Origin of the sequence: Kocuria salsicia, from assembly GCF_007681555.1 — a bacterium.
Classification (GTDB): domain Bacteria; phylum Actinomycetota; class Actinomycetes; order Actinomycetales; family Micrococcaceae; genus Kocuria; species Kocuria salsicia.
Genome location: NZ_VELE01000011.1, coordinates 45,248 through 66,745, shown reverse-complemented (window position 1 = coordinate 66,745; position 21,498 = coordinate 45,248). Strand labels below are relative to the sequence as shown.

18 protein-coding genes are annotated in these 21,498 nt (G+C 67.1%); 16 read left to right on the top strand and 2 right to left on the bottom strand.

All coding sequences use genetic code 11. The annotated features are described in order from the left end of the window. The 4 genes from FS770_RS12305 (at position 1) to FS770_RS12290 (ending at position 7,997) form a co-directional block, all read left to right on the top strand. Positions 1-825: a hypothetical protein gene (locus FS770_RS12305; RefSeq protein ID WP_145012306.1), complete on the top strand. Its 825-nt coding sequence runs from the start codon at positions 1-3 to the stop codon at positions 823-825. A 439-nt stretch (positions 826-1,264) separates the two neighbouring features. Continuing rightward, positions 1,265-3,139, top strand: coding sequence for a hypothetical protein (locus FS770_RS12300; protein WP_145012303.1), 1,875 nt, complete (start codon positions 1,265-1,267; stop codon positions 3,137-3,139). Between the two features lie 9 nt (positions 3,140-3,148). After that, positions 3,149-5,170 carry a glycosyl hydrolase family 28-related protein gene (locus FS770_RS12295; protein ID WP_145012300.1) on the top strand — a complete coding sequence of 674 codons (2,022 nt, stop codon included), beginning with the start codon at positions 3,149-3,151 and terminating at the stop codon, positions 5,168-5,170. Position 5,171: 1 nt separating this feature from the next. Beyond that, on the top strand, positions 5,172-7,997 hold the full coding sequence (locus tag FS770_RS12290; protein ID WP_145012297.1) for a polysaccharide deacetylase family protein: 2,826 nt from the start codon (positions 5,172-5,174) through the stop codon (positions 7,995-7,997). Here the strand turns inward: FS770_RS12290 and FS770_RS12285 are convergent. Further along, positions 7,994-8,902, bottom strand: coding sequence for a DUF6492 family protein (locus tag FS770_RS12285; RefSeq protein WP_145012294.1), 909 nt, complete (start codon positions 8,900-8,902; stop codon positions 7,994-7,996). The two genes, FS770_RS12290 and FS770_RS12285, sit on opposite strands and share 4 nt — an antisense overlap. Before the next feature lie 51 nt (positions 8,903-8,953). Here FS770_RS12285 and FS770_RS12280 point away from each other — a divergent pair, with 51 nt between their 5' ends. The 6 genes from FS770_RS12280 (at position 8,954) to FS770_RS12255 (ending at position 12,785) form a co-directional block, all read left to right on the top strand. Further along, a complete protein-coding gene (locus FS770_RS12280) occupies positions 8,954-9,487 on the top strand; it encodes a hypothetical protein (RefSeq protein WP_145012291.1) in 534 nt (177 codons plus the stop codon). Continuing rightward, positions 9,484-9,864 carry a hypothetical protein gene (locus tag FS770_RS12275; RefSeq protein WP_145012288.1) on the top strand — a complete coding sequence of 127 codons (381 nt, stop codon included), beginning with the start codon at positions 9,484-9,486 and terminating at the stop codon, positions 9,862-9,864. The genes FS770_RS12280 and FS770_RS12275 overlap by 4 nt, the downstream gene beginning before the upstream one ends. Positions 9,865-9,925: 61 nt before the next feature. Continuing rightward, on the top strand, positions 9,926-11,425 hold the full coding sequence (locus FS770_RS12270) for a GH25 family lysozyme (RefSeq protein ID WP_244944927.1): 1,500 nt from the start codon (positions 9,926-9,928) through the stop codon (positions 11,423-11,425). Between the two features lies 1 nt (position 11,426). Further along, positions 11,427-11,639 carry a hypothetical protein gene (locus tag FS770_RS12265; RefSeq protein ID WP_145012282.1) on the top strand — a complete coding sequence of 71 codons (213 nt, stop codon included), beginning with the start codon at positions 11,427-11,429 and terminating at the stop codon, positions 11,637-11,639. A gap of 2 nt (positions 11,640-11,641) precedes the next feature. Beyond that, positions 11,642-12,094, top strand: a complete 453-nt coding sequence (locus FS770_RS12260) for a hypothetical protein (RefSeq protein ID WP_145012279.1) — start codon at positions 11,642-11,644, stop codon at positions 12,092-12,094. Between the two features lie 139 nt (positions 12,095-12,233). Next, positions 12,234-12,785, top strand: a complete 552-nt coding sequence (locus FS770_RS12255) for a hypothetical protein (RefSeq protein ID WP_145012275.1) — start codon at positions 12,234-12,236, stop codon at positions 12,783-12,785. A 176-nt stretch (positions 12,786-12,961) separates the two neighbouring features. Here FS770_RS12255 and FS770_RS12250 read toward each other — a convergent pair whose 3' ends face one another. Continuing rightward, positions 12,962-13,771 (bottom strand): Ltp family lipoprotein, encoded by an 810-nt coding sequence (locus FS770_RS12250; protein WP_145012272.1) that lies wholly within the window; start codon positions 13,769-13,771, stop codon positions 12,962-12,964. Positions 13,772-14,075: 304 nt separating this feature from the next. Here FS770_RS12250 and FS770_RS12245 point away from each other — a divergent pair, with 304 nt between their 5' ends. The 6 genes from FS770_RS12245 (at position 14,076) to FS770_RS12220 (ending at position 21,477) form a co-directional block, all read left to right on the top strand. Further along, the gene (locus tag FS770_RS12245) at positions 14,076-16,421 is read left to right on the top strand and encodes an MMPL family transporter (protein WP_244944923.1); all 2,346 of its coding nucleotides are present in this window, start codon (positions 14,076-14,078) and stop codon (positions 16,419-16,421) included. Positions 16,422-16,513: 92 nt separating this feature from the next. Further along, positions 16,514-17,443: a phosphoserine phosphatase SerB gene (serB, locus tag FS770_RS12240; RefSeq protein ID WP_145012269.1), complete on the top strand. Its 930-nt coding sequence runs from the start codon at positions 16,514-16,516 to the stop codon at positions 17,441-17,443. A 179-nt stretch (positions 17,444-17,622) separates the two neighbouring features. Continuing rightward, on the top strand, positions 17,623-18,405 hold the full coding sequence (locus FS770_RS12235) for an ABC transporter ATP-binding protein (protein ID WP_145012266.1): 783 nt from the start codon (positions 17,623-17,625) through the stop codon (positions 18,403-18,405). 65 nt (positions 18,406-18,470) lie between these two features. Continuing rightward, on the top strand, positions 18,471-19,385 hold the full coding sequence (locus tag FS770_RS12230) for a sulfite exporter TauE/SafE family protein (protein WP_145012379.1): 915 nt from the start codon (positions 18,471-18,473) through the stop codon (positions 19,383-19,385). A gap of 95 nt (positions 19,386-19,480) precedes the next feature. Continuing rightward, positions 19,481-20,308: a TrmH family RNA methyltransferase gene (locus tag FS770_RS12225; protein ID WP_145012264.1), complete on the top strand. Its 828-nt coding sequence runs from the start codon at positions 19,481-19,483 to the stop codon at positions 20,306-20,308. A gap of 482 nt (positions 20,309-20,790) precedes the next feature. Then, entirely contained in the window at positions 20,791-21,477 is a 687-nt protein-coding gene (locus FS770_RS12220; protein WP_222126519.1) for a hypothetical protein, read from the top strand. The last annotated feature ends 21 nt before the right edge of the window (positions 21,478-21,498 follow it).

The following is a 21,498-nucleotide window of genomic DNA, read 5'->3' as shown; positions in this document are numbered from 1 at the left end:
GTGGGTGCGTTTATCGGATCCCTCGGGAACTTGATCGAGCTGACCCAGTGGGCTGAGAGTCAGTCGGTGAAAACGGGGCAGGATCCCACGTTCTTCACCGGCCTGGACGGCAGCCGTACCGCATTCGTGCAGCCTCGGATCGGGCAGTCCCTTCGCGAGTGGGAAGTGTCCATGACGAAGGCCCGCCCTCGTCACGCCGCGGCGTTCCAAGCGCTGTGCGTCGGGGCTTACGGGGAAGGGCCCTTCGCCTTCTGTGATCCACTGGCGCAGGTCACGAACCTGCTGACGCCGCGCCAGTCCCTGCTGGATCCCGGATCCCTCTCGCGTGGCTCCGCGGCGTATACACGCACTCAGGTGCCCGGGTTCGGGGACATGCCCTCGATCCTGAACTTGTCCGGAACGAGGCGGATCGGGACCGGGACTCCGGTTCGGCCGGGCCGCCCGGTCACCGTGTCAGCGTGGGTTGTCTGCCCTGACCCGGTCACCGTGACCGCCCAATGTCTGAACGCGTTTGGGGGCTGGACAGGTAACGCCAAGGCAACGAGTGCTGCCGTGCCGACGGGTGCGTGGGTCCACGTCACCGTTGTACCCAATGCCGACTCAGCACAGGTGGACTTGCGTATCGATGCGGCCTCGACCGTGACGATCGCGTGCCCGGCGATTACCTGGACGCCCGGCCCTATGCCGTGGTCACCCGGCCGTGGTGCCACCCAGGTTGTGGTGCACAGCTTGCAGGAACACATCGAGCAGGCCTCACCGTGGGGCGACGGACGACAGCGGCTGTCCTATTCCGCGACCGTGACGGAGGTGGGATCAGGTGCGTGAAGGAACGTGGTCCACCGGCCCCACCCGTGTGGTCTCCGCCCAGATCACAGGCGTGCCAGGCGACGGGACGTCTGTGACCGTGTCCCGGGACGTGCCCTCCCCAATGCCCGGTCAGGCAGCAGCGGTCGGCGGCCAGTCAGCGGCCACCGCCACCGTGGAGGTACTACCAGCCGGCGCGGTGAGCGCTCGCGGCGGCACCCCGTTCACCCGGCGTAATTGGCCCAACCCCGGTTCTGCGGCATCGATAGACGTCATCGATGGGTCCACTTCCCACCGGATCTTCACGGGCACTGTCGACGGGACGAACTCGAGCCTGGCGGACAGCAAAATCACGGTCCCCCTCGTGGACGACACAGACGCGCTGTCTGTGCCGGTATCCCACCGTCCCCTGTTCCGTGAGATGCCCCCGCAAAGCACTGATGGGTCCGAGCGTCAACGTATGACGGGTCTGCTCAACGCCTACGTGGTGAACTTGGCGGCCCGGGCGGCCGGGTTCTACAACACCCCGGCGATGGGCGGCTACTGTCTCCTATCCGTGCCGCTGGTGGGCTCTACGTGGCCCGAGCGGGGGGTGCTGGTCGAGTCCTACCGGGCGAGGAACGTCGGTGGGTGGGGTCGCTACCAGCCCGGTGCGTACGCGGAACGCGGCCCGGGCGCGGTGTACGTGGCCCAGTGCTACGCCACCTACAAACCGGATCGGTGGAACATGCCGTGGTCCGGTGGGATCACCGCTGAGCGGCCCTTGTCGATCACGCTGTGCGCCCGGCAGGGGCAGGCGACGTCGTCGTATGTGGCCTGCCGCTGGTCGGGTTCCACCTATGACCGGCAGATCCGGTTGGCGGTCACGAGTCAGCGTTCGATCGTCGCGCAGATCGTGATGGAGGGGGAGATCACCACCGTCGCCATGCTGACGGGTGGCGACGCTGGGCCCTGGGAGTGCGCGACGCTGCGGGTCCGTCGCATGTCGACAAACGTTCTGGAGTTTCAGATCACCACGGACACCGGCGTTGTGAAGACTCTGCGCACGGAGATCGGTGGGACCGTGATGCGCGACAGGATGTGGGACGAAGCGCGTGTGTATGTCCCCGAGGGATGCGGGATCAATGGGGTGCAGATCAACTACACATCACAGCCCCCGGAAGCGGAGACGTTCCGCCGCACGTTCCTGTACCGGCCGGATACCCCTCTGCACAGCCTGAGCGTGATGCCGGCACTGGTTTCCGTCACCGCCGGTGACCTCATTCGCCAACAGGCTGCCGCGGAATGCGCCGGCGTGTGGATCGATGAGGATGGTGTGCTGCAGTGGCAGGGCGACACCTGGATGAAGTCCAGAGCCGCTGTTCGTGAGCTCACGTCCTCGGAGTTGGCGGATGCTCGCCTCGAGATGGACAAGCAAGATGTCCGCCGCAAGGTGACAGTGAAGTACATGGCCTGGTCGACCCGCACATCACGCCGGTCGTCGATCGTGGTGCACGAGGGCTCAAAAGATGAGTACCTCGAGGGCGACGTCGCTGAGGTCATCATCAACCCGCCTGAGACCCAGCAGTGGGTGCAGGTCGATTCCACCCCCCGTGACGTATATGGCGACGTCGGTGCTGGCTTGCTGAACAGCGGCCAGGGCAGCTACCAGGGGTTCACGCCTCTGTCAGCGGATGGGACGGAGATCCTCACTGCTGGCAGCGGGAAAACTGAGATGGGTTTCGCTCCCACCGGGCCGGACGCCTGGAAGTGGACTCTCGATGTGCAGTCGCTGCCCACGGGAGCTGACCGGATCCGGACCGCGACCAGCGCCGAAGAATACTCCAACGTCAAACCTGCGTACCGTGACCGCGGTCTGCCACTGCTCAGGGCAATGGGGGTCGCCACGGCCGCCCCGTCTGAGGCTTCCTCCAGTGCGGTGGGCCCGGGGTGGGCGCCAGATCTCGAGCACGACGTCGGATGGCATATCCAGGACGCGGAGCGCGCGAAGACATTGGCCGACTTCATCGCAGCGGAGCTCGCTAAACCCAAGCCCAGGATCTCGGATCTCGCGGTCCTCCCGGATCCGCGGATCCAGCTGGGGGACAAGATCCGAGTCACGGATACCGCCCGCACCGGGCTGTCCATCGTCGGAGTCGTCAGACGTATCGAACAGGCGATTGAGGCCGGGCGTCATGAGATGACCTTGGACCTGATCGTCACCGAAGTGACTGCATCAAACGTCACCCTCCAAGAATTCGACGCCTTCTACAGCGGCATGACCCTCTCCGCCGTGGATACGCGATTCAAGGGGGAATCCCTGTCACAACGCGACGCGCAACCGCTTCGCAGCTAAGGAGTTCGCATGCCTGCCTCAACACCTCTGGGCATCACGTACCCCACCAATTCGGATCAGCACCCGTCCGCGGCGTGGTGGCAGACCCTGGCGACGACGACGGACTACGCGGTGAGTGTGGCGAACGCGGCCACACGCGCGTGGGCGGCCGAGCTCGATATGGAATCCAATGCCAGTACGCGCGAATACGTCGACTTAGCGCTGGCCGGGGCCGGGCTGGAGGGCTCGTCATCGGAGCAGATCGATGCGGCTGTCGAGCGGGTGCTCTCGTCTCAGGCGTGGGCGAACCGCAAAGAGAACGGTGTCAACGTCAAGGCGTACGGCGCCAAGGGCGACGGGGTAAAAGATGACACCGCGGCGATCCAAGCGGCGCTGAACAACACGGATGGCCTGCCGGTGCACTTCGCACCAGGCCTGACCTACCGAGTGACTGCCCCACTCGTGGTGCCCTCCGGTGTGTGGGTCCACGGACATGGCGCGGTCATCGTCGGTAGCGGGTCGCTCTCCTCCCTGTTCTCCCTCACCGGCACGGAGTCCACTGTCGAAGTTCCCCTGGTGGGTACCTACGGCGCGGGGGACTCACTGCTGACCACGGAGACGGACCACGGGCTGTCCGTGGGCGAGACGTTCCGGGTCGTGGGGCAGCGCCAGGCGGCCTCGATTGACGCACCCCCCGCCGACCGGTTGGGCATGGCCACGAGCAACGCCCGCGGGCCCTGGGTCGGTGAGTACCTGACCGTGCGTGAGGTGACCTCCGCCCGGCAGGTGCTGGCCAGCACGGGGCTGATCTTCAACGGGTACCGCGCCGACGCCTCCGCAGAGACGCATCCAGAGGCACGGGCGCGCACCACGCTCAACCGGATCACCTGGCACACCGGCACGCTCATCGAAGATCTGACAATCCGCGCGAGCACGTCCAACACCGTGCGCATGACCTACTGCCGTGACGCCGTGATCCGCAACGTCCGCGATGAGCGGACCAGCACCGCTGGGGCTGCGGTGAGCATGCTCGGCTGCTACCGGTGCACCATCACCGGATGCCACGCCCAGTACCTGCGCACCAAGCCCGCGGACGTGCTCTATTACCAGCGCAACCTGTTCAAGCTGGTGTCCTCCCAGGCATGTGTCGTGGACCAGTGCACCGCTGACGGTGGTGGGCAGGTCGTGGACGTCACCTACCTGCAGGCCAACAAGATCCCGTCCATTGCCTGCGTGATCCGCCGCTGCCTGTTCACCGGCTTCGACGACAACCCGGTCACCACCCACCCCGGCACGTGGGGAACGATCATCGTGGACAACGAGTTCCGCGCAGGCAACGACGCTGTATCCGCCAACGGGATCGGCATCCGCTCGCCGTACTCCCTGGTCACCGGCAACACCGTCGCCGGCATCCCCTCCCGCGGCACCAGCGACCCGTTCGTTTCCAGCGGCTCCTACGGGGTGCACCTCTACGACGGAGGCGGCCACCACTGCCAGATCACCGGCAACCAGATCACCGGATTCGACATCGGCGTAGGCATCAGCGACGGCGGAGAACCCGCAGAACGCCACGGCGAACTGCACGACCTCATCGCCAGCAACAACATCACCGACACGTACTTCGGTGTCCTGGTCCGCAAGTCCTCATACTCCGACCCCTCGATCTTCTCCGCGCTCGCGGTGACCGGGAATCAGATCGCATCCCGGCTGGACGGTGCGTGCGGGGTGCAGCTGGATAACGGATCGGCCTCTACCCGGGCCCCCGCAGTCACGTCCAACACCTTTCACTTCACTGGCTCGAGCCCGGTGCCGATACGGGTGGGGAAGAACACGAAGGACCCGGTGCTCACCGCCAATACGGTCACCGGTACCGCCGCCACCTTGTACCAGACCCAGCCGGACGCCTCCAACGGCACGATCGCGCTGGCTGCCAACACCGTGGTCACACCCTCTGGTGTCGTGCAGGTACCGCCCACCGGGACTGGTGGTGGCGGCACCGTGTCTCTCCGACCTGACCCGACCGTGGATGGCGCCTACCTGATTGGAGATTGATATGCCCGTACGTATTCCCTCCGTGGATGAGAATGGGGCGCTCACGGGCGCCTCTCGCAGGTGGGTTGAAGGGCTGCTGACCAAGGGCGTGCAGGTACGCGGGGTCATTCCCTCGGCCACGAACGTGGACACCATGCGCGGCCCGAACTGGGCCGGGGAATGGGACATGCCCCTGGCCCCCGCAGTGAACACCCTCACCGGCACCGCGCCACCAGTCGGCTGGCTGCCCGGCCAGTTCAAGGTCATGGGCTGGGCCGGCGGCACCACCAACCTGGCCTCCCAGCTGTACATGCCCTACACAACCGGCAAGGGCATGTGGTACCGCACGATCCACGCACACACCCAGACGGGTGCCACAGCATGGTCCCCATGGGTAAACCTTGCCGACGTCACCGACACCCTCATCGGTGCCACCCCGAACGCGCTGCTCATACAGGACTTCACCCGGCGCCGCGGCCCGGTGAGCACCAACGGCAAAGGTGCGGTCGCATTACGCTTCGACCACGGCCTGGCGAACTTCCGCGACAAGATCCTCCCCCTGCTACGCGCTCGCGGGCTAAAGGCATCTCTGGCTCTCAATTCCCGCTCGTGGGGTCTGGCAGAGAACGGGGGTGTCACCGCAGCGGAGGTTGATGGCTGGGTTGCTGAGGGTGTCGTGGAGATCTGGAACCATGGCGCCCACCATTCCGACGCCGTGACCCGCGCCGAGCTTGAGGACACGATCGTCACCGGTTTAGCGGAGCTACGCGCGCAGCTACCCTCCGCCCAGATCGACGGGTGGGTGGTTCCGGGGGTAGGGGGCACCAACTACAACGGGTTCAACGGTGGGGGGAACACAGGTGTGTTCACGTCCACGGAGGCTGGCCGGCTGATCCTCGCTCATCACGCGGTAGCCACCGGTGCCATTCCAGGCACAGCGCACAGGGCGCTCGACGGTACGGTGCGTCAGGGCATGAGTCACTACACGCTCGATGCTGTGACCGGTACTGCAGCCCAGTACCAGATCAATCTCGCGGCCACCAACGTCACCGGGCTCCAGCTGCTACTGCACCCGTCTGCGGTGGATCAGCCAGACAAGGTGACCACCGCCAAGCTCACCGAGATCCTGGACCACATCGTGGCTAAGCGCAACGCAGGGGAGCTCGTGGTACTTTCGCCGTATCAGCTCATGCTCGCTGAGACTTCCACGGGGGAGAAGGATATTGTTTCGGCCCGCGATTACGGGGTAAAGGGTGACGATTATGTTACGGACGACACAGTAGCGCTTCAAGCGGCAGCAGACGCCGCACGAGCTTCTGGGAAGCGTCTCGTCGTACCCGGGGGTATGAAGGTCCGCATCACCCAGCCTGTGAATATGCGCTACATTGACGTGCAATTCGATGGGGCGCTACGAGTGGATCAGACCACCGGGTACGGGGTGCTGGTAGGGGATAAGGCAACGGCGCGTGCTGGCCGGGAGATAAGCTTCCGGTCAGTGCTTCACAAGGATGCAACAGCGCAGGCCGGAGTGCCGTGTGTGCGGGTTCAGGGCCTCATGGCCGGTGTGGTAACCATGGGCCGATGCGATTACCTCCAACTGTTCGCGTCCACGAACACTGAACCCACCACTGGGGACGCCCTGGCGTACTCGACGTTTCTGTTCAACGGCGGCTCCGTCCGGCACCTGGAGCTGTTGGCGGATGGGCCGCAGTCGTGGGTGAACGAGAACAAGTTCTTCGGCGGAGACTTCCGCAAGATCACCCTTCGGGGAGACTACACACTGAACAACAACACCTGGTTTGGGCCCTCGCTGGAGGGCGCTTCCACGGTGATAGATATTCAGGTGGGGGCACGGAACAAGTTCCTGTACGCCCGATCAGAGTACGGTCCGACGGTGAAGTTCGGTGCTTCGACGTGGCACAATCTGCTGTTGGATTCGTGGAACTCGTCCCCGCAGAACCGGTCTTCGGCGTTTGTGGTCGCGGAGGATTTGGGAACGGAGAACATCGTCTCGGGGTTCACGGATCAGTATCTACGCCCATACACCCTGGCGTCGGTGAATGCGCAGACTGCGGGATTCGATACAGCGACCCCATTCACGGGTGCTCCACTGCGCCCGGGGCTGCTCAAACCGGCGGTGAACACGAGCTTCCAGGCTGTGATGGACACTGGGATTTTACCCACCCGATTGGGCGGGGCGTCACTTGAGCGGCTTGAGTTCGCATCGGACGCCGCACTGTGGCGTCCGAAGGTCTACTTCTATGACGCGAACATGGTCCCGGTGTCCGTGACGGGGAAGGGCTTTATTGACACGGATGGTGGGTGGACAGTCTCAACTGATGGGATGTTTTATCAGTTCGGCTCGAGCCAGTCGACGCGGAACATCCTGTTGAAGCAGGGCGCGCCTGCCTACATGCGGGTGGAGCTTGGCGCATCCGGGTCCACGGCAGGGAAGGTATTCGAGCATCTGACGCTCACAGGGTGGGTGAAGGCCCCCCGGAAACCGACCTTGGTTGATGTGTGGCGCGAGGCTCTGCGCAAGCCGTTGACGGGCACTCGACCGTCCCAGGGGTGGGGGAAGGTCGGGACCACGGTACGAGAGGGCGCTGTGGTGCACACGGTCACGCAGGCGGGTGCTACCTACCTGTCGGCCACCTCAGTCTCCGGGGCAACGGATATCACGATCGCCGCGGCGATTCCTGTCGGGGCCGTGGTCGGGGTGCTGCTGTCCACGGGGTTTACGCACTGGACGACTACGACTACCGCAGGGGGCGCGGTGACTCTGACGGCCGCGCTGCCTGCAGATGCTGTCGCGGGGGCCCCCGTGGTTTGGAACGTCTGGAGCTAAAGCGTGTATTCAGGCTGAAGGAACCAGTTGGCGTCCTCCCACTTCGCAAGGAGATGCTCGCCCCATAGAGCATGGAGGGCGCCGGTCTGTACCCGGGACAGCTGCGGGAGACGGGCTCGGTGCACCCCGAACATGGGAAGGTCACCTGTCGAGGTAGCCTGAATCATTTCCAGGGCCTTATCGTGCTCCTGCGGCCACGTAGTGAACAGGGTGTGGCATACAGGTGTGGAGTGGACGTATGGGACTTCTTCGCCATATATCTTCACCAGGTAGGCGTAGTACAGGTAGAACTCCGTTGCCTTGCCGTGGCTGACCTCCCATGCCGCGGCCGGTGCATCCCCAACCCTGTCAGAAAGATCCTCAAGCAGACCACGCACATCACTGGTGATCATCAAGTACGGGGTGATCGTGGGCATCGAAGTATCTGCCCAAGCTCCATCTGAAGGCACCCCCAGTATGTCCAAGGACGCCGTCACGTATGGGAGCCAATACGAAGTCACCGGCTTCACCTGAGTCCGGATGCGACCGCCTAACCAAAAGTCATCAATGGTGGTGGGTCGCACGAACATGTTCTTCGCGTCCAATAGCAGATAGTGCTCGGTGCGCACTAGACGAGAAACATGCAGCTTCACCAGCTGCTGTGACCGCTGCCCTCGCGTACCCGAGGTGTCAACGATATCGCTGGGTGCAAGGAACCGGATCTTCGCCCACAGCTCGGGGCTGACTCTGCCCGCGAGATGACGTCGGAAGAACGACTCCAAAGCAGCAGGGTCCGGGTCGTTGAGAACTAAGAGGTATTCATCTATCTCGTCAACGGGGAACAGGCGATCTACGGACAACGCCTGCAGCACAGATAGGCGCGCGTCACCGGAAAAGGTGACGGAAACAATCGTAATGGGGGACATGTCGTCAATGTACCCCACGCTCGGTGCAACAACGATAGATGGGAGCCCACCATGCCTGACCATCAGCCCCGCGCCCTGAGTGAGCCTCCGGGCCGACGGGATCGTGTCCGCCTGAACGTCCTGTCGCTGAGCCACACGGCCTTGGCTGTGCTCGGCGGGTCGCTGGTCGCGGTCGATGCCTTGGTCCCGGATGGGAGGTGGCTGGCGTCCTACTCGCTGGCCACGATCCCAGTGTGGGTGCAGGTGGTGATCGCTGTCTTGCTGGTGGCCGGCGGTCTGGTCACTGCCCACGGGGTGCTCGTACGCACACACCGCGGCAAGAAGATCGCGCCGCTCACCACGATCTTGACGGAGCGAATTGGCTGGCTGCTACTGACCTTCGGGTGGGGCGCCACCGCCGTCGCGGTGTTCGGCAACGGCAGGCTCGGGTCCACGCTCTCACTGGTCATCATGTCCGGTCTCGCGCTCGGCGCACTGTGCAAGATGCTGCTCCTGTGGCAGCTGGAACGGCAGGTGCGTGCCGAGATCCTCGCGTCCGCACGGACCGAGCAGAACCTCCGGCGGTTGCGAGGTGATCAGGGGTGACCTTCTGGGAGTGGGCTGGCGCGTCCGACTCGACGGCGGTAATCACCGCCGTGCTCGGGCCCGCCGGAATCGTCGCAGCTCTGATCGCATGGGCGACCTCGCACCGAAAGGCGAAAGCTCCGCAGGAGGAGCAGGCGAAAGCGGTCGATGCGGTGACCGCACCGGCCCCTGACCGTGACGCGTTATGGATCGCACGCCAAGCGCTCGAGGCAGCTGCCGAGGCCTCCGCGAAAGCCGACCGCGCATCCGCCCGCGCCGACCGGGTCACCGAGATCAACGGCCAACTGTGGCAATGGATCCGCGACGTCCGCGGCCAATGGCACGTCGTGCGCCTAAAAGAAGACCCACCACCCGAGCCGATCATCAAAAACCAGTGACCCCGCCCCGGCGGGGTTTTCTCATGCCCGCGAGCCGGGCAGATAGGAGGTGCCCGTGGGCATGCACCCGGTGCCGGACAGCGCACCGATCACACAGGAGTACGGGGCGAACCCGTCCGCGATCAACGGCCCCGCCGGCCACTCGGGCCGGGACTACGGGGTGAACACCGGCACCCCGCTCGTCTCGCTCGTGGACGGCGTCGTGCGCTGGGCCAACTGGTGCACGGAACTTCCAGGGGGACCGAACGGGTGGGCGGCCCGCTGGTTTTTGTCCCTGACCTTCGGGGGGATCGTGGTGGTGGTCGAGCATGACGACTGCTTCGCGATCACGGCGCACCTCTCGCGCACGGACCTCAACCCGGGTGACGTGGTCCGCAAGGGCCAGGTCATCGGCTGGTCTGGTGCCACGGGGCTGGGTACGGGCCCGCACGCGCACACCGAGATCCTCCCGAAGCCGGTGAACTACTCCATCGGCTCCTACGGGCGGATCAACCCCGGGCCCTACCACCTGGAGCCTTACCGGCCGCTGACCTCGAAGGTCCCCGCCCCGGCCCCCGCGGTGCGCGCCATGCGCAATGGCATCGACGTGTCCTCGTACCAGCCTGCCGACGTCACGAAGCGGGTGGCGGCGGACTTCGTGATCGTCAAGGCCACGGAGGGCACGGGGTACGTGAACCCGCAGCTGGGCGCCCAGGTGGCGGCGGCCCGCGCCCGCGGCGCCGCTGTGGGGCTCTACCACTTCGCGACCGCGCAGGCTTCCTCGGATGAGGAGGCCGCTGCGTTCCTGCGGGCTGCGAAGCCGTACCTCGATGCGGGGGCGGTCGCGTTCCTGGATTGGGAGCCGTCTGGGCTGGCGACGTACACGGCGTGGGCGGAGGACTGGTTGCGCCGCGTGGACCACGCCACCGGGTGCACCACGGGGGTCTACATGAACCTCGGGGTCTCTCGGCTGGGCTCGTGGTCCGCGTTCGCGAAGGCCCACCCGCTGTGGTTGGCGTTCTACGGGGCCGGGCAGCGCTTCGACGGGTACGCCACCAGCTTCGACCCGCCGGCGGTGCCCGGCTGGCGGCTGGCCATGTGGCAGTACACCGAGCACGGACGGCTCCCCGGCTACGGCGGGGACCTGGACCTCAACGTCTATCTTGGCGGCGTCACCCAGTGGGACAGGGCCACGGGCGCCGCTGTCACCGCCGCACCGAACATCGACCCCTTGGAAGGACTGCTGGACATGGATCAGAAGACATTCGACGCGCAGCGGAAGGTGGCGGGCACTCCCGCCTGGTACCTCGCCAACGGCCGTGACCACAGCGCGAACTTGACGGTCGCGGTGAAGACGCTCACCGGGCTGGTCAAGGGGATCCCGGCCTCGGTGCTCAAGGCCACGGTCAGGCGCGTCGGCGCTGGCCGCGGGCAGAGCGTGTCCCTGGCGACGCTGCTCGCCTACGACCTGGACAACGAGACCCGGGAGAAGGACACGGACGCGAAGATCCTCGCGGCCCTCACCAGCATCGAGCAGCGTCTGACCGCGCTGGAAACTACCAAGCAGACGAAGGGGGCCTGACATGGCCGCACCGATCCTCAAGCACTTTGCGTACGACCACCTGCCGGAGATGCTCCAACAAGTCTCCGAGCCGTTCCACCGCTTGGCTCACCAGATGGACCAGGACCTCCCCGCGGGCCCGGAGACCTCGACGGCCCTCAGGAAGTTGCTGGAAGGCAAGGACGCCGCCGTCCGGGCCGCGCTGGAAAACACCACCCAGACGAAGGAGGCCTGATCATGGCTGCAGCAGTGACGACGGAACCGGACGGGAAGACCGCGGGCCGGGTGACGATGGCGGCCACGGTCGCCTCGCTGATCCCGCCCCTGGCGGCGGCCGCGGTAGTGATCGTGTGCTTCCTCGTGGGGATCCTGGGCGCGGAGGCCGCCGCGGCGGCGATCCTCGCGATCCTGGCGACCGCGGGCTTCACCACGGGAGCGGTGTTCACCACGGCGAAGAAGACCCCCACTGACCAGGTTGTGGTCCGCCGCGAGATCCTCACTGCGCAGGAGGGCACGGCCGAGGAGAAGGAGGCCGCCGCCGTTGCGGCCTCCCCGCAGACGGCCGGGGTGCCCGGCGCCGTCCCGGACGGAACCGGTGACCATCGCGCCACGGAGACCGTGGGGTCCACGGCCGTACACGTGGCAGATCCGGAGCCGGTGGTCACCGAGACCACCATCGAAGTCCCCTGACCCCGCACAGTGAAGCGCCCCCACCATTCTGGTGGGGGCGCTTTCGTCGTGCGTGGGATGAACTGGCGCGGGTGCCGAGGCCCCACTGGGGCGGTGACCTGCAGTAGGCATGATGTTTTCGGCGTGGCATGCTGACTGCATGTCATTACATGAAAAGACGTTTAGCGCCAAGGTCCACATGGGCAGTGGCCCGAGCTACGCCGATGAGGAACTGAGGGAGCTGCTCAGAGGCTTCCCAGTTCCCTTAGATCACGAGGGCGACCCGACGCTTGGTGGTTTCCTCGTGCAGGACGACAGCAGGATATCGAGACCTGGGAGCGGCACCTTGGTGGCGGTTCTGCATCAGCGGCACGGGCATCTCGAATGGATCAGTGTGGACGGGGACTGCAGGGGGGCGTGGCTCGAGCTATCGGCTGAGGACCGAGAGGAGCTGCTGCAGATTGAGCGCGAGTCTCGGGACGACGACTCGGCCATCGGAGTGCTGATTCCTCAAGACCTGGCTAACAGGGTGGACCGCACCTACGGCCGGGACGGTTCCAAGATGCATGTGTCTGTGATCGGGGCGAATCCGGAATCGGATGGCGCGGTAGGCCCGCGGCTCGGGCCGGACCAGCTGGCATTCCTCTGGGTGATCAACGAGCACATCGACCACCATGGCACTTCGCCGGTGAGGGCTCCCCAGGCGCGTTGACACGGTCAACATGTGCGCGGGTGGCACCGGACCCCAGTGGCGCTGTACCGCGCCGTACCGCAGAGAACAGACACCCGAACCCCCGCTGAGCGGTTTTCAAGTCCCCCCTCGCGCACAGAGCGAAGATCCCGCTCGACCATCACGGTCGGGCGGGATCTTCTCATGTCAGGCCAAGTTCACAGGCCGTTGCCCGTGGCGCCGTGGGCCGCCTGCTCCGGGGTGAACCCGTCGAACTGCAGCTGCTCGATCAGCCCCTGCCGGGAGAATCCCTGAACGTCCAGGTACTCCTTGCCCTTCTTCACCGCCTGCGCCATGTAGTCGGGATGGGCGGCGTCCACGCCGTGGGCCGCCTGCTCCGGGGTGAACCCGTCGAACTCCAGCTGCTCGATCAACCCCTGCTGGGAGAAGCCCATGAGCGAGACGTAGTCCTCGGCCTTCTTTGCGGCCTGGGCGTTGTAGTCGATCCCAGCCTGGTCCACGGCCGCGGCCGCCTCCTCGGGGCTGAACCCCTCGTAGCCGAGCTGGTCGATCAGGCCTTCCCGCGAGAAGCCCATGAGCGCGACGTAGTCCTGCACCTTGCGGGCCGCGCTGTCCTGGGACACGGAGGTGTTTCCCCTTCCCTGCGCGCTTCCGGCCCTCGCCCCGCCGCCCGAAGTTGAGGACTCCTCGGACGGTTCGCCGGAGCCACCGCCCGTCTCGGCCACGCTCCCTGTGCTCGGTGCTGCCTCCACCGCATCCTGGTCATCCGCACGGAACGCCGTCGCCCCCTCCTCAGGGGCTCCTGCCGCCGGGGCCGGCGGCGCGGTGGACGCGCCCACGGCAGCGGAAGCCTCCTGGTCGAGCGGTGCCGCCGTCGACGACGCGACACTGTGGGTCGGGGAAGCCTCCGAGGCCCCCGAGGTGCCGGACTGTGCGCAACCGCTCAGGAGCAGCAGCGCCGCAAGGCCCCCGGTGACAACGAGGACGGGCGCGGGGGAGTGAGCCATGTGAGGCCTTTCGCCGGGCGGCATCGGATGGGTGCCAACAATGTTGAACAAGCATGAATTTGCTTTCATACATAATGGCATGGCTCACATGCCCCGCGATGTCCCCACAATGGCCGACCCCGCGCGGGCGAGTCCGGGTTTCGACCCCCCCGGCGGCCACCCCGGCTGCGCGACGCGGCGTCGTCGGGCTGCACTCACGGCGGTCAGGGAGTCGGTCGCGGACACCCGTACGATGGAGGGGAGTTGCCCTGGCCAGTGCCGTATGCGCGTGGTCCCATGTGCCGAGACCTCCCAAAGGTGAGACATGCCGAGCAGACCAGCCACCCCTGTCCCGGACCAGGAGCACGGAAACGAGACCCACGTTGTGCAGCACCCCGGTCAGGCGGGCGAGCGAGCGCGGCGGGTCGTCGAGTCCGACGGTGCAACCGGGTCGCCCGGGGAGCCGACGGGAACGGGCCGGGCGCGGGCGCCTGGCACGAGCCGGCGTGACGCTGTGCGCCACCGCGGGCTGTGGTGGATCCTCGCGATCGCCCTGGTGCTCGCCTGGTTCGGTGTGATGGGCGTGGGCGGGCCCACGTTCGGCAAGGTCTCTGACGTGGTCTCCAACTCGCAGGCGGCCTTCCTGCCGGTGGACTCGCAGGCCACACAGGTCCAGGACAGGCTGGGAGAGTTCCAGGACACGGACGGGCTGCCCGCCATCATCGTCGTCGAATCGGGAGAGAAGCTCTCGGACGCGCAGCTGGAAGAGATCAAGAACGTCACCGGTTCCCTCGGGGACATCCCGGAGGTCCTGGAGGTCTCCCCGCCCATCGCCTCCGAGGACGGCGAGGCGGCGGAGGTCATCGCCCTGGTGGACTCGGACGCCGAGACCGGGGACGTCGTGAAGGCGATCCGCGACCGCGTGGACGAGGACATGCCCGGCGGGCTGACCGTGGCGGTCTCCGGTCCCGCGGGTCTCGTGGCGGACCTCTCCGAGGCGTTCTCCGGCATCGACGGGCTGCTGCTGCTCGTGGCGCTCGTCGCCGTGCTCGTGATCCTGGTGGTCGTCTACCGCTCGCCGATCCTGCCCTTCCTGGTGCTGCTCACGAGCGTCGCCGCCCTGTGCGGGGCCATCCTCACGGTGTACGCCCTGGCCAAGGCCGGGGTGATCGACCTCAGCGGTCAGACCCAGGGCATTCTCTCCATCATCGTGATCGGCGCGGCCACGGACTACGGCCTGCTCTACACGGCCCGCTTCCGCGAGGCCCTGCACCACACGCCATCGCGCTGGGTGGCCACGCGCGTGGCGTGGAAGGGCACCGTGCCGGCGGTGCTGGCCTCCGGGACCACCGTGATCGCCGGGCTGCTGTGCCTGCTGTTCTCCGCGCTGACCTCCAACCGCGGTGTGGGCCCGGCGACGGCGATCGGCGTAGTCTTCGCGATCCTCGCCGGGCTGACCCTGCTGCCGGCACTGCTCGCGATCTTCGGGCGCGCGGCCCTGTGGCCCAAGGCGCCGCGCGTGGACGAGAACCCCGAGTCGCACGACGAGGCCATGAACCCGTACGAGCACAAGGGCCTGTGGGCGGCCGTGGCTCGACTGGTGGACCGCAAGTCCCGCGCGGTGTGGATCGTGTGCACGATCGTGCTCGCTGCCGCGGCCGCCGGCGCCACGCAGCTCGACGCGGGAGGCGTCCCCGAGTCCGAGTTCGTGCTGGGGGAGTCCGAGGCCCGTGACGGGCTGGCCATCATCGACCGCCACTTCCCGGGCGGCACCGGAGATCCGATGTACGTGCTCGCCCCCGAGGGGGAGGCGGAGACTGTGGTCAAGGCCCTGGACGGGGACGACGGCGTCTCCTCCGTCGCCTTCACCGCCAAGGACTCGCCGAGCGGCACGCTGCCGTATCCCACGCCGCAGGCCGGGCCGTTCGCCGGGGTGGAACCCACTCAGAGCAAGGGGGACGTGCTCATCCAGGCCACTCTGACCGACGCCTCCGACTCCGAGGCGGCACAGGCCACCGTCGCACGGCTGCGGGACGCGCTCGCCACTGACGTGCCGGAGGCCAAGATCGGCGGGACCACGGCCGTGCAGGTGGACACCATTGCCGCCTCGGAGCACGACCGCGCACTGATCATCCCCATCATTCTGGCCGTGATCCTGGTGATCCTCATGGTCCTGCTGCGCAGCGTGCTGATGCCGGTGCTGCTCATCGCCACCACGGTGCTCTCGTTCCTCGCTGCACTAGGAGTCGCCACGGGGGTGTTCAGCATCATGGGCATCAACCAGGCGGACCCCACAGTGCCGCTGTTCAGCTTCGTGTTCCTGGTGGCGCTGGGCATCGACTACAACATCTTCCTCATGAGCCGCGTGCGCGAGGAAGTGGTCACGGTGGGCCACCGGGCGGGCGTGCTGGCCGGGCTCATCACCACGGGTGGTGTCATCACGTCCGCGGGCATCGTGCTGGCCGCCACCTTCGCGGCGCTGGCGGTGCTGCCCATCCTGTTCCTGGTGCAGCTGGCGATCATCGTGACCATCGGTGTGCTCATGGACACGATCATCGTGCGGTCGCTTCTGGTCCCGGCCCTCGCGCTGGACATCGGCCCCCGCTCCTGGTGGCCCTCCCGTGCGGGCACGCCCGGACGGCACCGGGCCGTCCCAGCACCTACGGACTGAGCGCGCAGGAGGGCCCCGGGCGGCGGCGTCACACGGACGCCCACGCGGGGCCTTCTTTGTGCCCCGTTCGTGCGGGCCGATACACTGCCGCCATGTCCCATCACTGCGCCGTCGTCGCCCTCACCGCCACGCCGGAAGAGGAATCCACCCCCGCGATCCTGGAGCTCGTGGAGGGCACCGGTGCCACGGTGGACTCCCACAACTGGGTGCGGGTGACGGGCAGCGCCTCGGACGAGCAGGCCGCGGACGTGGAGGGCTACAACGCGCTCACGGTGCACGTGCAGACCGAGGACCTGCCCCGGCTGCGGGCCGCGCTGCGCCCCGATCCGCAGTCGCAGCTGCTGCCCGGCATCGACCTCAATGCCCTGGACGCCCACTGGATGGACCACTCGAGGCGCAAGCTCGTGGTCCTCGACGTGGATTCCACCCTGATCCGTCAGGAGGTCATCGAGCTGCTCGCGGCCCACGCCGGGCGTGAGGCGGAAGTCGCCGCCGTCACGGACCGTGCGATGCGCGGTGAGATCGACTTCGTCGAGTCCCTGCGCGATCGCGTCGCGGTGCTCGCGGGGCTGCCCGCCGACGTGGTCCGCGACGTTGCACGCAGCGTCCGGCTCTCGCCCGGTGCCCAGGTGCTCGTGCAGACGCTGCTGCGCGAGGGTCACGCCGTCGCCGCAGTGTCCGGGGGCTTCGTGCAGGTGCTCGAACCGCTCGCCGCCAAGCTGGAGCTGACCCGCTCGGCGGCCAACACCCTGGAGGTCGAGGACGGCGTGCTGACCGGCCGGGTCACCGGGCGCGTGGTCGACCGCACCGCGAAGGCGGAGCTCACCGAGCAGTGGGCGCGCGAACTGGGGGTGGACCCCGAGGACGTCATGGTCGTGGGGGACGGTGCCAACGACATCGACATGGCGCGCCTGGCGGGACTCTCGGTCGCCTACCGCGCCAAGCCAGCACTTCGAGAGGTCGCGGACACCCAGCTGAACATCCCCAACCTGGACGCCCTGCGCTTCTTCATGGACCTCTGAGCTCCGCCCCGCACCCTGGCCGAGACCCGACGTGCGGGTCCGCGGGCGTCGCGCTGTCGTCCCCGCGTCGCAGCGCGGCAGACAAGAGGGCACGAAACCAGGGTGCCCAGACCTGAGCGCTAGGGAGCACAGTGCGCCGGACCGCGAACCGACGGGCCGTGGGCACTAGAGTTGCCGTCATGAGTTCAGTTCTGGAATTGGTGGACGTCACGGTGGTCCGCGGTGAGAAGACCCTGCTGGACGCGGTGAACTGGACCGTGCGCGACGGCGAGCGCTGGGTCATCCTGGGCCCCAACGGGGCGGGCAAGTCCACGCTGCTGTCGATCGCGGCGGCCAGGTTGCACCCCACCAGCGGCATGGTGGACATCCTCGACGAGATCCTCGGCGCGGTGGACGTGTTCGAGCTTCGCCCGCGCATCGGCGTGAGCTCCGCCCCGCTGGCGGGGCAGATCCCGCACGCGGAGACCGTGGCGAACGTGGTGCTGACCGCCGCCTACGGCGTGACCGGGCGGTGGCGCGAGGAGTACGACGAAGCCGACGCGGCGCGCAGCGAGGAGCTGCTGCGGGCGTGGGGGCTCGAGGAGCTGCACGACCGCCGGTACGGGACGCTTTCGGACGGTGAGCGCAAGCGGGTGCTGATCGCCCGTGCGCTGATGACGGACCCGGAGCTGCTGCTGCTGGACGAGCCGGCCGCCGGGCTGGACGTGGGCGGGCGCGAGAAGCTCGTGCAGCGTCTGGACGAGCTCGCGAGGGACGACGCCGCGCCGGCCATGGTGATGGTCACCCACCACCTGGAGGAGGTCCCGGACGGCTTCTCGCACGCGCTGCTGCTGCGTGACGGAAAGATCGTGGCCGCAGGCCCCGTGGGGAAGGTCATGACGCAGAAGAACCTCTCCGAGACGTTCGGCATGCCGCTCAAACTGGTGCGCGTGGCGGAGCGCTACGCCGCGTTCGCGCGCTGAGCGCCGCTGTGCTGGCACTTTCCACCGCGGTGGTTCCCGCGGAGGTCTTCGGCTCCGGCAGTGCCATGGGCTTCGAGTGGTGGCAGGTTGCGCTCATCCTCGTTGCGGGGCTGTGGGCCGGGACGATCAACACGATCGTGGGCTCCGGCACGCTCGTGACGTTCCCCGTGCTGGTCACGCTCGGCGTGCCGCCGGTGACGGCGTCCATGTCCAACGCGATGGGCCTGATCGCGGGCAACCTCACGGGCGCGTGGAGCTACCGCAGCGAGCTCGGCGGGCTGAAGAAGACGCTGCTGAAGCTGCTTCCGTGCTCCGTGGTGGGCGGGGTGATCGGCGCGTACCTGCTGCTGCACCTGCCCGAGGAGGTCTTCGGGGTCGTCGCACCCTTCCTGATCGTGGTGGCGCTGCTGTTCGTGGTCTTCCAGCCGAAGCTGCAGGCCAAGGTCCGGGCTCGGAAGGAGCGGGAGGCCCAGGTCGCCGCAGCACCGGGTGGCGACGCCGCCGTCCCGGCCTCCACGGGCACGGCAGGTTCCGCGGCGTCCGGGGCGGCGGGAGCGGCGTCGTCTGCTACCGCGTCCACGGCCTCGCCCGGGGTCGCCGCCGTGGACGGGGCCCAGCAGCCGGCCATCCTCTACGTGCTCGTGTTCCTTGCCGGGATCTACGGCGGCTACTTCGTGGCCGCCCAGGGTGTGCTGCTCGTGGGCGTGCTCGGGGTGTTCTTGCTGGCCCCGCTGCAGTCCGCGAACGCCGTGAAGAACGCGCTCGTGGCGGCCGTGAACATCGTGGCCGCACTGTCATACGTGCTTTTCGCGTTCGACCGCATCAACTGGTGGGTGGTGCTGTTCATCGCCCTGAGCTCCACCTTGGGCTCGTGGCTCGGTGCGAAGATCGGCAAGAAGATGTCCCCGGTGGCGCTGCGCACGGTCATCGTGATCCTGGGTCTCGTGGCCCTAACCAACATGGTCTCCAAGCTCTTCTGAGCGCCCCGCCCCGTCGCCGTTGTTGCACTGACCGCGCCCGTCCCGCCCACGTCGAGACCCGCACGTCCCCGATCCACCACCGACCCAGGAACCCCGTGACCTCTCCCGCACCCCTGTCCGAGCGCATAGTCCGCCTCTCGGACGCCGCCGATCCCCGCGTGGCCGACTACACCGGTCTCACCGATGTCTCCCTGCGTCGCAAGCTCGAACCGGAGCGCGGGCTCTACCTCGCGGAGTCCTCCAAGGTGCTGCGCCGCGCACTGGACGCCGGGCACCAGCCCCGGTCCTTCTTCATGGCGGAGAAGTGGCTGGACGGTCTCACGGACGTGCTGGAGCGCTACGACGTTCCGGTGTACGTGGGCCCGGACGAGGTCCTCGAGGGGATCACCGGCTTCCACCTGCACCGTGGTGCCATGGCCGCGATGCACCGCCCCGATCCGCTGGACCTGTCGGACGTGCTCGCGCGGTCCCGCCGCGTGGCGATCCTGGAGGACATCGTGGACCACACGAACGTGGGCGCGATCTTTCGCTCGGCCGCTGCCCTGGACGTCGACGCCGTGCTGGTCACCCCGCGCTGCGCGGACCCCCTGTACCGGCGCGCGGTGCGGGTGTCCATGGGCACGGTCTTCCAGGTCCCGTGGGTGCGCCTGGAACACTGGACCGCGGACCTGCAGCGCGTCAAGGACGCGGGGTTCCTCACCGCGGCCCTCGCCCTGTCCGACGACGCCGTCACCGTGGACGAGCTCGCCGCCGAGCACCCAGAGAAGCTGGCACTGATCCTCGGCACGGAGGGTCAGGGCCTGGGAGCGGCCACCCTGCACCACTCGGACCGGCACGTGGTGATTCCCATGAGCCACGGGGTGGACTCGCTCAACGTAGCTGCCGCGAGCGCCGTCGCCTTCTGGGAGACTCGGCCGCGATAGCTGTCCTCGACGCTGCTTCACAGGGTCCTGCGGGATAGGGTTCTGAGTCCATAGGTTTGACGTGGCCACCGCCGCCACCATGAGATCGCCGGAGTGGATCCACGACGTCTCCACCGTGTTCCGTTCCCCCTACGACGCACGTGAGGACTTCCTGGAAGGACTGGAAGATGCGGGACGTGACCTGTCCAAGGATCAGAAGCGACGAGTGTCAGAAGTTTTCGGTCGGCTGGACGGGTTGCGGCAGTACCAGTTCGAGGTGGTGCACATCCAGAAGGACGTGGACAAACGGCTGGTCGCCGACATCTTCGTTCGCACTGACTCAGAGGGTGTGAACCTGAAGTCGTACGACTACATCCTCACGTGGTTGAGTGTGTTCTGGCCCAGGGCCGCGACGAGATCGAAGACTTCGCGCGAGGCTCTCGGATGTCACCCATCCGTGCAGCTGACCAACGTTGATGATCCCCATGAAGGTGCGCGATTGGATGGATCCGTCGTTGCCCAGCGTCAAGGGCTTCGAAGGACACCACCTCGTCCCACGGCACTACCAGGAGGCCGTCCTCGGCACCACCGACACCAAGCGGATCAATCAGGTGGCCAACTTCGCTCCGACCGACTGGCACACCAACCAGCAGATTTCGGATCGGGCGCCCGCCGAGTACTGGCCCGATCTGGTCCGGAGTCGGGCTGCCGGTGCTGACTGGCTCTCGCAGCAGTGCTACTGGCACGCTCTGCCCCGTGACTGGCACACGCTGTCCTACGACGAATTCCTCGAAGAGCGCCGCAAACGCATTGCCGGCGTCACTCGAGACGCGTTCGAAAAGCTGGGGCGTGTGGCCCAGGACGTAGAGCACGACCCCATCGACGTGGCGGGGGAGTTCGACGGGGAGACAGCCAGCGGCGAGAGGACACTCGCAGAGCTGTTCCATGAGGGCTACCTGCTCGCGGGGGATCAGCTGGATCCGGTCGACCCCGACTGGGTCGTCGACGCGGTGGTCACCGCAGATGGCACCGTGCAGATCGACGGGGTCCACGAATTCGACTCTCTGGACGCGGCCGCACGTTTCCTGGACGTGACGAACGTGACCGGGTTCGAGTTCTGGGCCCTGGAACAGGACAGCGGCCTGGCGCCCATGGATGAGGTCCTCGCGGCGGACCCGCGCACTGCCTGAGCCGGGGCCGCTGATCCAGAC

What these genes read in the sequence shown, in the direction of transcription:
- FS770_RS12255 (WP_145012275.1), top strand. Translation starts at nt 12,234, where the DNA reads ATGTCATTACATGAAAAGACGTTTAGCGCCAAGGTCCACATGGGCAGT.
- FS770_RS12245 (WP_244944923.1), top strand. Translation starts at nt 14,076, where the DNA reads ATGCCGAGCAGACCAGCCACCCCTGTCCCGGACCAGGAGCACGGAAAC.
- FS770_RS12285 (WP_145012294.1), bottom strand. Translation starts at nt 8,902, where the DNA reads ATGTCCCCCATTACGATTGTTTCCGTCACCTTTTCCGGTGACGCGCGC.
- FS770_RS12235 (WP_145012266.1), top strand. Translation starts at nt 17,623, where the DNA reads ATGAGTTCAGTTCTGGAATTGGTGGACGTCACGGTGGTCCGCGGTGAG.
- FS770_RS12250 (WP_145012272.1), bottom strand. Translation starts at nt 13,771, where the DNA reads ATGGCTCACTCCCCCGCGCCCGTCCTCGTTGTCACCGGGGGCCTTGCG.
- FS770_RS12280 (WP_145012291.1), top strand. Translation starts at nt 8,954, where the DNA reads ATGCCTGACCATCAGCCCCGCGCCCTGAGTGAGCCTCCGGGCCGACGG.
- FS770_RS12265 (WP_145012282.1), top strand. Translation starts at nt 11,427, where the DNA reads ATGGCCGCACCGATCCTCAAGCACTTTGCGTACGACCACCTGCCGGAG.
- serB (WP_145012269.1), top strand. Translation starts at nt 16,514, where the DNA reads ATGTCCCATCACTGCGCCGTCGTCGCCCTCACCGCCACGCCGGAAGAG.
- FS770_RS12300 (WP_145012303.1), top strand. Translation starts at nt 1,265, where the DNA reads ATGACGGGTCTGCTCAACGCCTACGTGGTGAACTTGGCGGCCCGGGCG.
- FS770_RS12260 (WP_145012279.1), top strand. Translation starts at nt 11,642, where the DNA reads ATGGCTGCAGCAGTGACGACGGAACCGGACGGGAAGACCGCGGGCCGG.
- FS770_RS12230 (WP_145012379.1), top strand. Translation starts at nt 18,471, where the DNA reads ATGGGCTTCGAGTGGTGGCAGGTTGCGCTCATCCTCGTTGCGGGGCTG.
- FS770_RS12270 (WP_244944927.1), top strand. Translation starts at nt 9,926, where the DNA reads ATGCACCCGGTGCCGGACAGCGCACCGATCACACAGGAGTACGGGGCG.
- FS770_RS12290 (WP_145012297.1), top strand. Translation starts at nt 5,172, where the DNA reads ATGCCCGTACGTATTCCCTCCGTGGATGAGAATGGGGCGCTCACGGGC.
- FS770_RS12295 (WP_145012300.1), top strand. Translation starts at nt 3,149, where the DNA reads ATGCCTGCCTCAACACCTCTGGGCATCACGTACCCCACCAATTCGGAT.
- FS770_RS12220 (WP_222126519.1), top strand. Translation starts at nt 20,791, where the DNA reads ATGGATCCGTCGTTGCCCAGCGTCAAGGGCTTCGAAGGACACCACCTC.